The sequence below is a fragment of the Nonlabens xiamenensis genome (assembly GCF_003865345.1).
GTDB classification, from domain to species: domain Bacteria; phylum Bacteroidota; class Bacteroidia; order Flavobacteriales; family Flavobacteriaceae; genus Nonlabens; species Nonlabens xiamenensis.
In genome coordinates, this window is record NZ_RMVE01000002.1 from 96931 (window position 1) to 112615 (window position 15685).

The following is a 15685-nucleotide window of genomic DNA, read 5'->3' on the forward strand; positions in this document are numbered from 1 at the left end:
TGGGGGTAGTTTCTATCTTTCGTTTACTTTTGTGCCTTCATACAACTAAATCATACTATTACGATGTCCACACTTAGATTTCAAGCATTAAAGGAAACGCTCAACCGAAAGGAAGTTGCTGTAGAAGAGCCGGCAAGGCGCAGCGAAATTTTTGGTAAGCATGTTTTTAACAACCAGTCCATGCGCCAGCACCTGAACAAGGAGGCTTATAAAAGCGTACAGGATGCCATTGTCAATGGCAGCAAGATCGATCGTGATATTGCAGACCACATTTCAACAGGGATGAAAGAATGGGCCATCCAAAATGGCGCCACGCACTATACCCACTGGTTCCAACCGCTAACTGGCGCAACTGCCGAAAAGCACGATGCATTTTTTGAACTTGAAATGGATGGTGAAGTATTGGAAAAATTTGGTGGCGGACAGCTCGTACAACAAGAACCAGATGCCTCCTCCTTTCCTAATGGTGGAATAAGAAACACCTTTGAAGCTCGTGGGTACACCGCTTGGGATCCTACGTCTCCAGCATTTATCATGGGAACCACATTATGTATTCCTACAGTATTTGTCGCCTATACCGGTGAGGCACTGGATTATAAAACTCCGCTTCTGCGCTCATTACAAGCAGTGGATCAGGCTGCAACAGCCGTATGCAAATACTTTGATAAAAATGTTTCCAAGGTCAATGCAACGTTGGGTTGGGAGCAGGAATATTTCTTAATCGACAAAGCACTAGCCGAATCTCGTCCAGATCTACAATTGGCTGGACGTACTTTGTTAGGTCACGCTTCCGCGAAAGGACAACAATTAGACGATCACTATTTTGGATCGATCCCAACACGTGTAATGAATTTTATGCGCGACATGGAAACCGAGTGTATGTTACTAGGTATTCCTGTAAAAACTAGACACAACGAGGTGGCTCCCAACCAATTTGAACTGGCTCCAATTTTTGAGGAAGCCAATTTGGCCGTAGACCATAACTCCTTATTGATGGATGTGATGAGAAAAGTGGCCAGTAGACATCAATTTAAGGTGTTATTCCATGAAAAGCCATTTGCAGGAGTGAATGGTTCAGGAAAACACAACAACTGGTCCTTGTCTACCAATACAGGTGTAAACTTGTTGTCTCCAGGTAGTACACCGATGAAAAACCTTCAATTCCTGACCTTCTTTGTCAATACGATCAAAGCCGTATATGACCATGAGGAATTGATCAGAGCAGCTATTGCCAGTGCATCCAACGATCACAGGTTGGGAGCCAATGAAGCTCCTCCAGCCATAATTTCTGTATTCATCGGATCGCAGCTAACCGCCGTATTGGACGAGTTGGAAAAAGTGACGGATGGAAAGTTATCTCCACAAGAGAAAACAGATCTTAAACTTAACGTAGTTGGAAAAATCCCAGAAGTAATTCTGGATAACACTGACCGTAACCGTACCTCACCATTTGCTTTTACTGGTAACAAGTTTGAATTACGAGCCGTTGGTTCTACCGCAAACTGTGCCAATCCTATGACTGTTTTAAATGCGGTTGTAGCCCAGCAATTGATCGACTTTAAAACTGAGGTGGACGCTTTGGTAAAAGACAAGAAACTCAAGAAGGATGAAGCCATCTTCAATGTATTGCGTGAATACATCAAAAAATCCAAGAAAATCAGATTCGAAGGTGATGGTTACGGCGAGGCTTGGGAAAAAGAAGCCAAGAAAAGAGGCTTAAGTAACAACAAGACTACGCCAACAGCACTGAAAGCTAAGGTTTCCAAAAAATCCATCAAACTTTTTGAAGACCTTAATATTATGAGCAAGGTCGAATCTGAAGCCAGATATGAAATTGAGGTAGAAGAATACGCCATGCGTATCCAGATCGAAGGGAGATTGCTAGGAGATATCGCGCGTAATCACGTGATACCAACAGCCATTAAGTACCAAAACACTTTGATCAGAAATGTAAGAGGGCTCAAAGAAATCTATGAAAAAGATTTCAAAAAGGTGGCCAAGGAACAAATGCTGTTAATCGAAGAGATTTCTGAGCATATCGAAAAAATCAATAAAGGCATCACCGACATGACCGAGGCACGTAAAAAAGCCAACAATGCCAAAGATGCTGAAAAGACTGCAGATCTCTATTGTGACGAGGTGAAACCTTATTTTGACGATATCCGTTACCACTGTGATAAATTGGAGCTTCTTGTAGATGACGAGATCTGGCCATTGACCAAATACCGTGAACTACTTTTTACTAGATAATCTGTGAACAACGTTTTTTGGAAAAAGCCTTGAAATTTGAATTTCAAGGCTTTTTTTATGTATTCAATTTGTTTATTGAAAGGCCTGTCATGTGCTTGGAAAACCTAAATCATTGTGAACAGTGTGCCCAACACAGCAAAAAATCAATACTTTTAACCATAGATTGGTTAACATCAGTAATTTTTTGTTTACGAGTTAACTAAGTCTCTTGGCTTTGATCCGTGAGATATTTTTGGCCCTTTGAAATAGCCAAAATTTAAACCTGTTGTCCTTGCCATAAAAAATTTAAAAATTAGATATGATGAAACAGAGTTACATTTTAAGTTTACTATTCCTTTTCTGCACGGTAGTTACAGGGCAAGTTACACTGGTGGGGGATCTAAATCCAGGAGTAGCAAATTTTTCGCCTTCAAATATTACCGTGTATAACGGCAATATGTTTTTTGCTGCCGATGACAGCTCTGGCACCAATACAGGTGGTGTAGACTTAGGGAGGGAGCTATGGATCAGTGACGGGACCTTAGCAGGAACTTCTCTTTTAAAAGATATCAATCCTAATAACTTTAGTAGTGCACCATTTAACTTTTTTGTTTTTAACAATATCCTCTACTTCACTGCCAACGATGGTAGTTCCGAGCTCTGGAAGACTGACGGAACCAGTGCTGGAACCGTAAAGGAAGATATCATTCCTTCAGCCGTAGGCGAGGCCCCCAATCGAGCAACCTCATACATCAATCAAGTCTTTATGACTGCATTACTGAACGGAGTTGCCAATCAGTTAATCGAATGGGATGGTGTCAATCCCGCTGTAAAAGCCGCAGATGCTACCAATCCCAATGCAGATGCTAGGGTTTTCGAAATGACTGAATTTAAAAACGAACTTTACATGTATATGTCCTATTCGCCTGATGACGCCACTACGGGTAATGAACTGTATAGTTACGATCCAGCTACTGATATATTTACGCTAATAGCCGATGTGGATAGCGGTCCTGGTAATTCAGGTATTAGCAATTTCATACCCACGCTCAATACTTTATATTTTGAAGCCCTGGGGAACCTTTATCAATCCGATGGTACTGCAGCAGGTACAATAGAAGTCCCGGCAGCAGCGACACTATCGTTGAATGGTGTCAGCAATCTTTACAGATTCAATGATCTGATATTGTTTGAAGCCGACGCCGGTGCAGGGGACCAACTTTATACTTTTAATACGGTAAGTGGTTTAATTAACCAATTGTCTTTCAATTCTGGAAATAACATCAACCATGACCCTTCGGATTACGAAATTCTCAACGGTCTTGTCTACTATCGTGGCGAAGATTCCAATGATACTGATGGTAATCTTTACAGTACAGATGGAGTCACCATTACACAAATTGACAACACCATTAAAGATATTGATGACATTACGGTATTCAACAACAAGTTATACTTTGAAGGAGAGCAAGATGGCGTGACTGGAAATGAACTATTTACTTATGATCCAGCGACAGCTTCTATTACCCAACTTACCGGTCTAGGGAGCATTGGGATTTACCCCAATCCAGCTGGGCAATTTTTACAACTTTCTGGTGATTTAAATGATGTAGAATCCTACCAAATCTATGATATGGCTGGTCGTCAAGTCATGGAATCAAGTTTAAAGAGCAATAAAATTTCATTGGACCTTGCGGCAGGAACCTACATACTGCAAATCCATTCAGAAAATAATAGTATTTCCCTTAAGTTTGTGAAAGAGTAGTCATTTACAACTTAACCAATAAAGCTGTAAATTGAACCTATTCCATTTACAGCTTTTTTATGCCTAAGCTTTTATACAGAGTTGTCTTTGTTTTATTCATTAACCTGTTAGGTCATATTGGTGTAGCCCAACAACAACGCCAGATCTCTGGTCGAGTGCTAGATGACCAAACTCGTGAAGCGATCTTTGGGGCCAATGTTCTGATCAAAGGAACCAATCAAGGTACCGTTACGGATGTTGATGGAACATTTACTTACACTATCCGATCTGCAGATATCAACGCTACTGTTTTAATTATCCGTTATCTGGGGTATAAAACAAAGGAAGTTACTGTCGGCGAGCGATCTAAATTTCAAATTCTTTTATCTGAGGATGTTGAAGCACTGGACGCGGTAGTTTTAACTTCTTCCTATGGTACAAAAAAACTAAAAGAAGAGGTGGTGGGAAGTATTTCCACCGTCAACACTGAAGATTTAAGCACTGAACAACCAGCTACTAGTGTGGATGAATTGTTGGAAGGCCAGGTGGCCGGTGTGCTGATCGAATCCAATCCGCAGTTGGGTGAGCCTGTCCGCATTGATATCAGAGGACAAGGATCTTTGACTCCGCTGGGAGCCAATGTGGTAGGTACCTCAACACAACCTTTGATCATCGTTGATGGCGTCATACTCCCTGAGGAAATAGGTATTGATGGTAACGCCTTTTTCGACGCTGGCACCGGAAGATTGAGCGAAAACTTTCTGAATCCGCTAGCTAGAGTTGGAATTCAGGATATCGAAAGCATTAATGTTCTAAAGGACGCCGCAGCGGTAGGAATCTACGGAGCCAATGCCGCCAATGGAGTGATACTTATCACTACAAAAAAAGGAAAAAAAGGCAGCCTTTCAATGACAGCTGGGATTCAGGGCGGGTACTCGCAGGCTTTTGACCAGATTCAATACCTTTCTGGAGAGCAGTTTAATGAAATAAGGAACCTGTATAATGCCAATAATGAAGATTTCAATAACATTAGACCTTGGAATGGAGTAGATACAGATTGGTTTGATATCTTGAATAGAGATGCCTCATTTGTGAGATATAATGTAGGTGCAACTTATGGAAACTCCTTATTTCGCTTCCGCGGAAGCTTAACCTACCAGCAACGTGAAGAGCCACAAGTCAACAATAATTTTGACCAAATCAATTCATCTTTCTCAGCCGATTATGCAGGAGAAAAGCTGAACGTTGGAATACGGTTTTCACCGTCATTTACCTCCAAAAACAACCCCAATGTCTTAAACAACTTTGCGGTGGATCCCACGATCCCGGTTCGCGATGATACAGGTGCCTTTACCCCTTTTCCCAATATCGGAAATCCAGTTGCGGTGGCCCAACAGAACAAATCTTTGGCAGAGACTTTCTCTTTGTTAGGTAGTCTTAACCTTTCCTATGAGTTGAGTGAAGATTGGCAACTCAACAGTCTTTACGGATTCAATTTGGCGGATAAGGATGAGGATAAGTTTTTTTCAGGTCTCAACGGGTCTGGAATTCTAAATAGCGGTGATCTGGGTAGGCGTATCCTCCGAGAGCGAAACACGAGTTCCTGGAACTGGAATGCCTCACTGAACTTTAGCAAGACTTATGCCCAAAAAAACAATGCTGAAGCCATTTTTGGCGTAGAAACTAGAGGAGAACAAGTGGATTTTGGCTACATCAGGGCCCAAGGATTTACAGACCCAGGCAGAATACAGTCGGTTGATAGGGCTGCAGAAATAGACAGACAGCAGGACACTGCCGAATCTTATGGGAGGTCAGGTTTTACCCAATTGAATTATAATTATGACAAAACTTATTTTTTCCTTGCCAACTTTCGGGTAGACCAAAGTTCAACCTTTGGAACAGATAACAACACGGCCTTAAATGGAGGTTTGGGGGCAAGTTGGGTATTGAGCCGTGAAGATTTTCTGATCAACTCCAATTCGGTTGATTTTCTAAGATTGAGATTGAGTTACGGTACAACTGGGAATTCTAGGATCGGATCTTACAGGTCTCTAGGACTGTATGCCGTAGATCTGGACAATGATGGCTATAATGGCTTGCCCAATGCAACGCCAACTGGTGACGGCCCTAATCCTAATCTAGGTTGGGAAAAAAACAATAAGTTCAATATTGGAATTGACTTCAACACATTGGGAAGATTTAAAATGACCCTGGAGTATTTCAGGGATGCCATAAATGACATTATTGTGTCCAGACAGGCTATTCCTGAATCAGGTTATGACACTGTACAGATCAATGGTGCCAGTATGATCAATCAAGGGATTGAATATAGCCTGGCCGTAGATTTCATCAGTACGGAAAACCTTAATTGGTCGGCCAATTTCAATATTGCTACCCTCACTAACGAGGTGACCAGCTTATCCGGATTGGGATCCAATTTTTCCAGTTCAGAGCGTGCCCGGGCCCAACAGATAGGTTTTGCAACAAGTACTATTTGGGGTTTCCCTTCCCTAGGCATTGATCCAGCTACTGGGAACGAATTGTTTTTGATCAATGGACAAGTGTATGATGCCGCCTTTGTCAGGACCAATTTTGATGAAGCTGATTGGACACCTATCGGTGATTCACAACCAGATTTCTACGGTGGCTTACGCAGTAATTTGAGCTATAAGGATTTAAGTCTATCCGTCATCATGAGCTACAGCTATGGAGGGGACCAACTGATCAGTAGAAATATTATCGATGGTTACAATGTACTCACTAATCGTAATTTAAACAGCAATACTTTCTTTGATGCCTGGCGTAATCCTGGGGATATAGCCTTCAGTCAAGCACCGAGCAATGTGCAGGGAATCATTAATTCGTCCAGATATGTATACGACAGCTCAAATATTCAGTTAAAATCTGTTAGCCTGGCCTACAATTTTCCGACTGAAAAATGGAAACTACCGGTAAAGACCTTGAGCATCAATGCCAACGGCTCAAACTTGTATTATTGGTTCAATGAGGATGCTCCGGAAGGAAGAAATGGTATCGCAGAATTTAGAAATGTTTATCCGCAGATGAGGACTTTCTCTCTGGGCATCAATACCTCATTTTGATATGAAAAAGTATTTCATTTTATTTTTTTTGGCTACAGTAGGATATGGCTGTAGTGATTTTTTGGAGGTTGAACCCGATGAACAGGTGTCCATTTCCGAACAATTATCATCTAGACAAGGGGTACTCCAAGCTGCTGCAGGAGTGTATGTAAACCTTGAGGAACTGATGTCCTCTGACATTCATTTCTATCCAGGTATATTAGGCGGAAATATGAGTTTCTCCCCATCAGTTTCCGATAAAGAACTAAGAATATTTGCTAGGGTTGCTCAGGTGTATAACTTCAATGATACAGAAGCAGAAAGTGACTTTGAGAACTTTTACGAAGAAAGCTACGATGTGATCAATCAGACCAACCTGTTGCTGGAACGTCTAGCCAACTTTGATTTCTTAAGTACCAACGAGCGGGATCAGCTCCAAGCAGAGCTATTGGCAATTAGAGCCTTTGTCCATTTTCATTTAACTCAGGTATACGCTCAGGATTATTCATTTACTACCGATGCCAGTCATTTGGGTATTGTTTACAACACAGAGGTCCTCGATATAGGAACCGACTTTCCCTCACGTTCAAGCATGGCTGAAGTTTATAGGTTTTTAAAAAATGATCTGGAACAAGCCATTTCTCTATTCACAGGCCAACAGCTATTGGCGGGACCACAAAATAGTTACTTTAATAGCCAGACCACCACAGCTGTATTTGCCAAAATTGCATTACAGATGAATGATTGGCAAACTGCGGCAGATTTATCGGATCAGCTGATCAACACCTCTGATGTGAGTTTAACGCCCACTTCAGAATATCTTGCCCAATGGAATGATGTAAGCCTACCCAGCGAAACCGTTTTTCAATTTACCGCTCCTTTGGATGACGGCGAGGTAAGTTCTAGCGTTTCTGAAATTTTTGCCTATTTCAACGATGTCAATTATGGACGTATCGTGGCTTCAGGAGACTTGTTACAACTCTTTGCGCCTGGTGATATACGAGCAGAGTTGTATCAACCTCAGCAATTAGAGGTATTGCGTAACGGGACTATTGTTACCGAAGATTTTTATTTTACCACTAAATATCCGGCAGACTCAGGTATACCTTACCTCCGGCTTTCAGAGCTCTACCTTATTTATGCTGAGGCCAGCGAGCGCTTGATGCCAGGAGACCCTTTAGCACTTTCTAGGCTCAATGACATTAGAGAACGCGCAGGGTTGAGCCGTTTAACTACCTCCAATAATTTACTCGAAGAAATCTTTCTAGAACGACGCAGGGAATTGGCTTTTGAAAGTGCCCTATTTTACGATATCAAACGCTATCAAAAAGATGTCAATAGAAATCTTGATTGTATCGCCGCGCTATGTGATATAAACTATCCATCCAATTTCTACGTTTTGCCGATTCCCATATCGAGCATTTCAACCAATGAAAACATGATCCAAAATGAAGGCTATTAAATATCTGATTTGTGTATTGCTGATGCTTTTCATAAGCTGTGATCGTGACGACGATAGAGCTTATACCAATGAGGACGGACGTTTTGTTCGCTTCTATTTACAAACAGATCGCAATAACCAGCCATTAGAAGCCCCTCAAATTGACCTGGGTGCCATCGCTCTAAATGTATTTGAAAAAGACGATATAAAACAATTGAAAATCCCTGTGGCTTTGACATCTGCACCGTTGAGCGAGCCCGTGCAAATCAATTTTAATACAATTGCCGATAACCTCAATGGTTTCGAAATCAATCCCGCATCTCAGCTCTCTTTTGAAGGAAGCCAATTGGTGGATACAATTTTCGTTTCTCTCAACGAGCGATATGATCCGAGCTTGAACCCCCAATTAAAATTTGAATTAATTTCTAGCAGTGATCCCAATATCAATCTAGGGACACCCAATGAACAATTACCTCTTGATGAATTGACCATCAATTTCGTCGACTACCAATTAACCTATGAGCTTGCCACTCCAAGTCGTGTGGATTTGGCAGGAACGAATGGAGAAGAAGTTCAAATCAACATTGCTTTTCCAAATGGTTTTATTGACTCAGAAGTAGACCCTTTCTCATTGCTCAGCGAGACCCAGAGTAATTTTATATACCAGCTTACACCACTTCCCAACGACGCCAATGACGAAATCAGTTTTAAATTTCAGGTCGGTCAGGACTTTACCGATAATGATCTATTGTATAAGACTGGCTTGATATTAAATGAGATTCCTGGATATAGCCGTACAGGGAACCCAGTCATCAATTTATTAAGGGATCCTATCACACCCAGAGAGCGCAGTGTGAATACTGCGGCCAACTTCTATGATGTGTCCAATCCTTTCTATCGCACATTTGGAGTGAATTGGATGGATTTTAATGAAGACGGCCTCTGTGAATGGCGTGATTTTAATGCGTTTACTGTACCAGTTATAGTTTCTGCCGATGATCCTAACGCTATTTTGGGTGACGATATGGGAACTGCTGATCCCAGCGATGACATCTATTATCATGCTTTTAGGCTTGGTTTTGAATCACCCGTTTCCAACACCACCAATCCATTTAACCTAAGACGCTGGTTTACCAATGAATCTTCAAATCCAGATATTTCATCTGGATTGAATATCGTTCCAGCATTGGAATTCTATCCTGAGAATGGAAACAGCAATACAATGGGAACGGTGCAGGTACTCGATCAAACCATTCAAATCGGTACCACAGCGACTAATGGAGGCATCATCGAATTTATTACGATCAGTGGGTCAGGAACCTATCAAGAGATCAGTCCAGGAGTTTTTGAAATCATCCTCGAATTTAACGCCACCAACAGCCGACTTTTTGGTGGAACAAGGACTGCCTTTTATCATATTTACAATACAAACACCTTTACAGATCCTCCTTTGTTAACTGAATCTTGCTTTACTCCGCTGGAGTTATAAAGAACGGTGCATGTGATGGTTTCCGCTTTCGCGAAAGCGGACAAAAATTAAAGCAGTAGAAGAAAAATGAAGATTAAAAAACTATCAGTCTTATTGTTCAACCTCGCCCTCTGCGGAATCCTGCTCGTTTCCTGTAAATCAGAATCTGAGGAAGGGTATTCCCAAATACAGGTATGGCGAGAGGCTTATAGTCAGCCTGATGTTTCCCTGTGGCCCAAACCAACTTTGGACAGCTTAATTGACCCTAGCAAATTTCAGGACCTGGGAATCCTTCCCGAAGTAGTGCATCCGGCAGATAATCCCTATAGCTTTGAAAAAAAACAGTTAGGTAAATCGCTTTTTTTTGATGCTCGCTTGTCCAAGACCGGACAAATCGCCTGTGCTTCGTGCCATAACCCAGAACTTGCATGGACGGATAACCTGACCAGATCCTTTGGGCATAACCGGCAAATGGGTAAACGTAATGCAATGACCATTCTGAACAGTGCTTATGCACACGAATTGTTCTGGGACGGAAGAGCAAAGAGCCTAGAAGATCAGGCCAGATTCCCAATTCCAGACAAGGTGGAAATGAATTCCAATCTGGATGTGGCCGTTGAAAACATTGCAGCGATCAAAGGTTATGCACCGATGTTTAGTGAAGCTTATGGAGATTCTACTGTCACATTGGACAGAATTCTTAAAGCCATCGCCGTCTACGAAAGAACGATTGTTAGTACGCCCAGTAAATTTGACAAATTTATCTCCGGAGATGCCGATGCCTTTACCGATCAAGAGGTACTAGGATTGCATTTGTTCAGAACAAAAGCCAGGTGTATCAATTGCCACAACACTCCTTATTTAAGCGACAATCAGTATCATAATGACGGACAAACACTTTTTGGCACCAAAGACGAAGATTTTGGACGTTATTACGTCACTGGTGACCCTGCAGACCTGGGTCGTTTTAGGACGCCTACCTTAAGGGAAGTCGCTAGAACAGGACCCTGGATGCATCATGGGCATTTTCCCAGCTTGTTAGATGTAGTCGAGTTTTACAATTTGGGGAATCCGGCGCCCATTCAGAAAAAATACTTGAACCAAGGCAGGGATTCTTTGATTCCCGTTACCTCGCCTTTGCTACAAAGGTTGGACTTGAATAAAGAGGAGGTACAAGCCTTGATTGCATTTCTGAAAACGCTGTCAACCAAGACCAGAAGAGTCAACCTGAATCTCATCCCAGAATAGTATAATAACCTTTTGATATCTAGTCTGTATTCACGTCAAAAATGGCATTTGAAGCTATAACTTAATATTACCTTTGTCGCATGAGCCAAGAAATTTCCAAAAGATATGCCCAAAGAGGCGTGAGCGCGGGAAAGGAAGATGTCCACAACGCTATTAAGAATGTAGATAAAGGTCTGTTCCCACAAGCATTTTGCAAAATTGTACCAGATACGCTTACAGGATCAGAAGATCACTGCCTGATCATGCATGCTGATGGTGCAGGTACCAAATCTAGTTTGGCTTACATGTACTGGAAGGAAACAGGGGATTTATCGGTATGGAAAGGAATCGCTCAGGATGCGCTCATCATGAATGTGGATGACCTCCTATGTGTTGGCGCTACAGATAATATACTCCTGTCCAGCACGATTGGAAGAAATAAAAACCTGATTCCAGGCGAAGTTATCAGTGCGATCATTAACGGAACGGAAGAGCTGATAGCCGATCTCAAAAAGCATGGTGTCGAAATCGTTTCTACTGGTGGTGAGACGGCTGATGTGGGCGACCTTGTGCGTACCATTATTGTGGACTCTACCGTCACCGCACGAATGAAGAAATCCGATGTGGTGGACAATGCACGTATTCAGGCAGGTGATGTAATTGTAGGATTGGCCAGTTTTGGAAAGGCTAGCTATGAAAATACGTACAATGGTGGTATGGGTTCCAACGGCCTGACCAGCGCAAGACACGACGTTTTTCATAAAATACTGAAAGATAAATATCCAGAGAGCTTTGATGCGGCGGTACCAGATGAATTGGTTTACGCTGGATCAAAAAATCTGACCGACGCTGTACAGGATAGCCCGCTGGATGCAGGCCAATTGGTACTGTCCCCTACCCGTACTTATGCGCCCATCATTAAGCAGGTGCTCGAGCAGGTAGATCGGCAAGCATTACATGGTATGGTGCATTGTTCTGGAGGAGCACAAACTAAAATCCTTCATTTTATCAAAGATCTCCACGTGATCAAGGACGATCTATTTGAGCTCCCACCGCTTTTTAAAATGATTCAGCAGGAATCGGGAACGGATTGGAAAGAAATGTATCAGGTCTTTAATATGGGGCACCGCATGGAGTTGTATGTGGACCAAAGTATAGCCCAGCAGATTATTGACATCGCTACTTCGTTTGACGTGGAGGCCAAAATCATCGGACGCGTAGAGCCCGCTGAACAAAAAAAGCTTACCATACAAAGTGATTACGGGACTTTCGAATATTGATGCCGTTCAAAAAGGAATTCTAATCTCTCTGAAACGCTATCAATTTTTCTTGTTATGGACTAGATCAGTTCAGTCGGTAGGATAGCCCCAATTGTAGTAAGAAACTCACATCCTCACCTCCTGTGCGCCAGTCATCAGCGCCGCCCAAGGTGTTGATAGGATCCGTCCATAGTGCATTGAGTTCCAAATTTAAATCCAGCTTATCATTCAATTTGGTGCTGGCAACTCCCCCGACAATAATACTCATGAATTTGTCTTCCTGTTTTACAAAAGGATTACTGGAATCAAAAACCAATTCCTCTATAGTATAGCCCAGACCCAACTGATAGCCCAGATCAACTTTGTTTTTTCTTTGGATTCGTTCGTACATCAGTGCAGTAGTAAAGGTAGAAATACTGCCGTCCAAAGACCGGGCAGTTCTGTACTCACGGCCGATAACATCAGCATTCGCATTTTGGAATCGTAATTTTAAAACACCTGGACTTTCTTTGAATTGATAACCCAATTCTGCATATAGCGATTGATGATTGCTAAAATCAACGGAAAGATCATCAACAACGTCTTCGCCGAAATAAAAAGCGCCGGATCCTGCACCAGCCGCAATTTCAAAGGATTGTGCGTAAATACTTAAAGGCATGCACAAGAATACACTATAAAGAAAAAGAGATTTCATGGTTGATTGGATATAAGTTTAATTTTCAGAATCAAACTTCATGCCACCTCAAAATAGATGAAACCCGTTCCAGTTTAGGTTGGATATATCGCTGGCAAAATGGAGCCTCAGGTCGAGACTGGTAGTAATTTTGAATTTCAATTCTGGAGGCTTCAAATTCATGAAACGCAAGGATTTGGGTAACATATTGTTGATTGCGCTTTCGCGAAAGCGTAGATACCACATCCTCCAAAATAATTTTATCCTTAGCATCAACATAATAAATAGCGCTGCGATAGTTGTCGCGCCTGCTGTGATTATATTGAGAAGAATGTGTTTGAAGATGGACATCGATCAGCAATTCGATATCAACATCATCCTCCAGGTCAATTAAAATGGCCTCGCTTTTGCTTTGATTTGGGGGCAAGCTAGAGATATAGCCTTGGGAGACCTGTGCTACACCAGGCACTGATTGGAAAACAGCCTCGGTACACCAATGGCAACCACCTCCTAAGCCTAACTTTTTGATCTTTTTCACACCCCTATTTGATATACAATATTGAGGCAAAATGCTTACTTTCGCAAGACTTCACATAGATCATGATAGATAAATTAAATATTGTAAAAAACCGTTTTGACGAGGTCAATGATTTGATCATTCAACCAGATATCATTGCCGATCAAAAGCGTTATGTACAATTGACCAAAGAATATAAAGACCTTAAGAGTCTGATGGACAAACGTGAGGAATACCTTACTTTGACAGCCAATCTTGAGGAGGCACAGGAAATCATCGCTGATGGCAGTGATGCCGATATGGTTGAAATGGCCCAGATGCAACTGGACGAAGCCAAAGAAGCCATTCCCGCCTTAGAAGAGGAAATCAGAATGATGCTGGTGCCCAAAGATCCAGAAGATGCCAAAAATGCCGTGATGGAAATACGTGCCGGAGCTGGAGGCGATGAAGCAAGTATTTTTGCTGGGGACTTATTCAGAATGTATGAGAAATACTGTTCCAGCAAGGGATGGAGCACTAGCGTTGTGGATACCAGTGAGGGAACCAGTGGTGGTTACAAGGAAATCATCCTTGAGGTAAACGGTGAGGACGTCTATGGAACCTTGAAATTTGAAGCCGGTGTACACCGCGTCCAACGGGTGCCACAAACTGAAACTCAAGGACGTGTACATACAAGTGCAGCTACGGTGATGGTACTGCCTGAAGCAGAAGAATTTGATGTCGAACTGGACATGACTGAAGTGCGTATCGAGCGTACGACTTCTACCGGACCTGGAGGTCAATCGGTCAACACTACATACTCTGCCATTAAACTACACCACGAACCCACTGGAATGATCGTGAGTTGTCAGGACCAAAAATCCTCGCATAAAAACCTGGAGAAAGCCCTTAAAGTGTTGAGGTCCCGTCTATACGAAATGGAACTGGCCAAAAAGATGGAAGCCGACTCAGAGAAGCGCAAGAATATGGTGAGTTCGGGAGACCGTAGTGCCAAGATTAGAACCTATAACTATCCGCAGGGAAGAGTGACCGATCACCGTATTAATTTGACCCTATATGACCTGGACAATATCATCAATGGTGATATTCAAAAAATCATTGACGAATTACAGTTAGTGGACAATACTGAAAAATTAAAGATGAGCGACGATAGCCTGTAATTAGGATGTAGCGTTGCCCATCTGTTGTAAATCAAGCCACATGGAGCTAGATCAACTGACCAAACAAATACATACTAAACAATCTTTTCTTTGTGTAGGTCTGGACGTGGACCTGGAAAAAATTCCGCCGCATTTACTAGACGAAGAAGATCCATTGTTCACTTTCGCGAAAGCTATCATTGATGCCACGCATGATTTATGTGTAGCCTATAAACCCAATACTGCTTTTTTTGAAGCCTATGGTAGTAAAGGCTGGGACGCCTTGAAAAAAACCATCGACTACCTCAACCAGCACTATCCATTGCATTTTACCATAGCCGATGCCAAACGCGGCGACATAGGCAACACCTCGAGTCGGTACGCCAAAGCATTTTTTGAAACCTTGAATTTTGATAGTGTGACCATCGCTCCGTACATGGGAAAAGACTCGGTTGAACCATTCCTGGAATTTGAGGAAAAGTACGCCATCTTACTTGCATTGACTTCCAATCAAGGCGCTTATGACTTTCAAACCAGCACGGATAAGGAAAAGAATTTGTACCAAAAAGTCCTTCTCACTGCATCTCAATATAATAACAGCGATCGCTTGATGTATGTGGTGGGTGCCACCAAGGCAGAGTCTCTTCAAGAGATTAGGGCAATTGTACCAGATGCTTTTTTGCTGGTGCCAGGCGTGGGTGCCCAAGGCGGTAGTCTTGAAGAAGTGGTGCGCTATGGAAAAAACGATCAGGTAGGCTTATTAGTGAACTCTTCCCGAGGAATTATTTATGCCTCTCAAGGTGCTGATTTTGCCCAAGCTGCCCGAGAAAAGGCGCAAGTTTTACAGAAACAAATGGCGACGCTATTGTAAATAAAATCTCCAACATTTTAGGATCTGACTTAAGATT

General features: G+C 42.3%; 11 protein-coding genes. 9 read left to right on the forward strand and 2 right to left on the reverse strand.

Going from position 1 to position 15685, the window contains the following annotated elements; translation table 11 throughout:
- Window positions 1-63: 63 nt before the first annotated feature.
- The 7 genes from EGM47_RS05450 to EGM47_RS05480 all read left to right on the forward strand — a co-directional run bounded on the left by EGM47_RS05450 (window position 64) and on the right by EGM47_RS05480 (window position 12469).
- On the forward strand, window positions 64-2250 hold the full coding sequence (locus EGM47_RS05450; RefSeq protein WP_124979788.1) for a glutamine synthetase III family protein: 2187 nt from the start codon (window positions 64-66) through the stop codon (window positions 2248-2250).
- 298 nt (window positions 2251-2548) lie between these two features.
- Window positions 2549-3994, forward strand: coding sequence for a T9SS type A sorting domain-containing protein (locus EGM47_RS05455; RefSeq protein WP_124979789.1), 1446 nt, complete (start codon window positions 2549-2551; stop codon window positions 3992-3994).
- Window positions 3995-4053: 59 nt separating this feature from the next.
- The gene (locus EGM47_RS05460) at window positions 4054-7074 is read left to right on the forward strand and encodes a SusC/RagA family TonB-linked outer membrane protein (protein ID WP_124979790.1); all 3021 of its coding nucleotides are present in this window, start codon (window positions 4054-4056) and stop codon (window positions 7072-7074) included.
- A gap of 1 nt (window position 7075) precedes the next feature.
- Window positions 7076-8515 (forward strand): RagB/SusD family nutrient uptake outer membrane protein, encoded by a 1440-nt coding sequence (locus tag EGM47_RS05465; RefSeq protein WP_124979791.1) that lies wholly within the window; start codon window positions 7076-7078, stop codon window positions 8513-8515.
- Entirely contained in the window at window positions 8502-9983 is a 1482-nt protein-coding gene (locus EGM47_RS05470) for a hypothetical protein (RefSeq protein WP_124979792.1), read from the forward strand. Before EGM47_RS05465 ends, EGM47_RS05470 begins: the two co-directional genes overlap by 14 nt.
- A 66-nt stretch (window positions 9984-10049) precedes the next feature.
- Window positions 10050-11210, forward strand: a complete 1161-nt coding sequence (locus tag EGM47_RS05475; RefSeq protein ID WP_124979793.1) for a cytochrome-c peroxidase — start codon at window positions 10050-10052, stop codon at window positions 11208-11210.
- Window positions 11211-11290: 80 nt separating this feature from the next.
- Window positions 11291-12469, forward strand: coding sequence for an AIR synthase related protein (locus tag EGM47_RS05480; RefSeq protein ID WP_124979794.1), 1179 nt, complete (start codon window positions 11291-11293; stop codon window positions 12467-12469).
- A 64-nt stretch (window positions 12470-12533) separates the two neighbouring features.
- On the opposite strand, the gene EGM47_RS05485 is transcribed toward EGM47_RS05480, so the two are convergent.
- Window positions 12534-13142, reverse strand: a complete 609-nt coding sequence (locus EGM47_RS05485; protein ID WP_124979795.1) for a hypothetical protein — start codon at window positions 13140-13142, stop codon at window positions 12534-12536.
- A 31-nt stretch (window positions 13143-13173) separates the two neighbouring features.
- A complete protein-coding gene (locus EGM47_RS05490) occupies window positions 13174-13659 on the reverse strand; it encodes a peptide-methionine (S)-S-oxide reductase (RefSeq protein WP_124979796.1) in 486 nt (161 codons plus the stop codon).
- A gap of 62 nt (window positions 13660-13721) precedes the next feature.
- Between EGM47_RS05490 and prfA the strand changes: the two genes are divergently transcribed.
- Together prfA and pyrF are read left to right on the forward strand one after the other, a co-directional pair.
- On the forward strand, window positions 13722-14798 hold the full coding sequence (gene prfA / locus EGM47_RS05495) for a peptide chain release factor 1 (RefSeq protein ID WP_124979797.1): 1077 nt from the start codon (window positions 13722-13724) through the stop codon (window positions 14796-14798).
- Between the two features lie 40 nt (window positions 14799-14838).
- Window positions 14839-15648 carry an orotidine-5'-phosphate decarboxylase gene (gene pyrF, locus EGM47_RS05500; RefSeq protein WP_124979798.1) on the forward strand — a complete coding sequence of 270 codons (810 nt, stop codon included), beginning with the start codon at window positions 14839-14841 and terminating at the stop codon, window positions 15646-15648.
- Window positions 15649-15685: the final 37 nt, after the last annotated feature.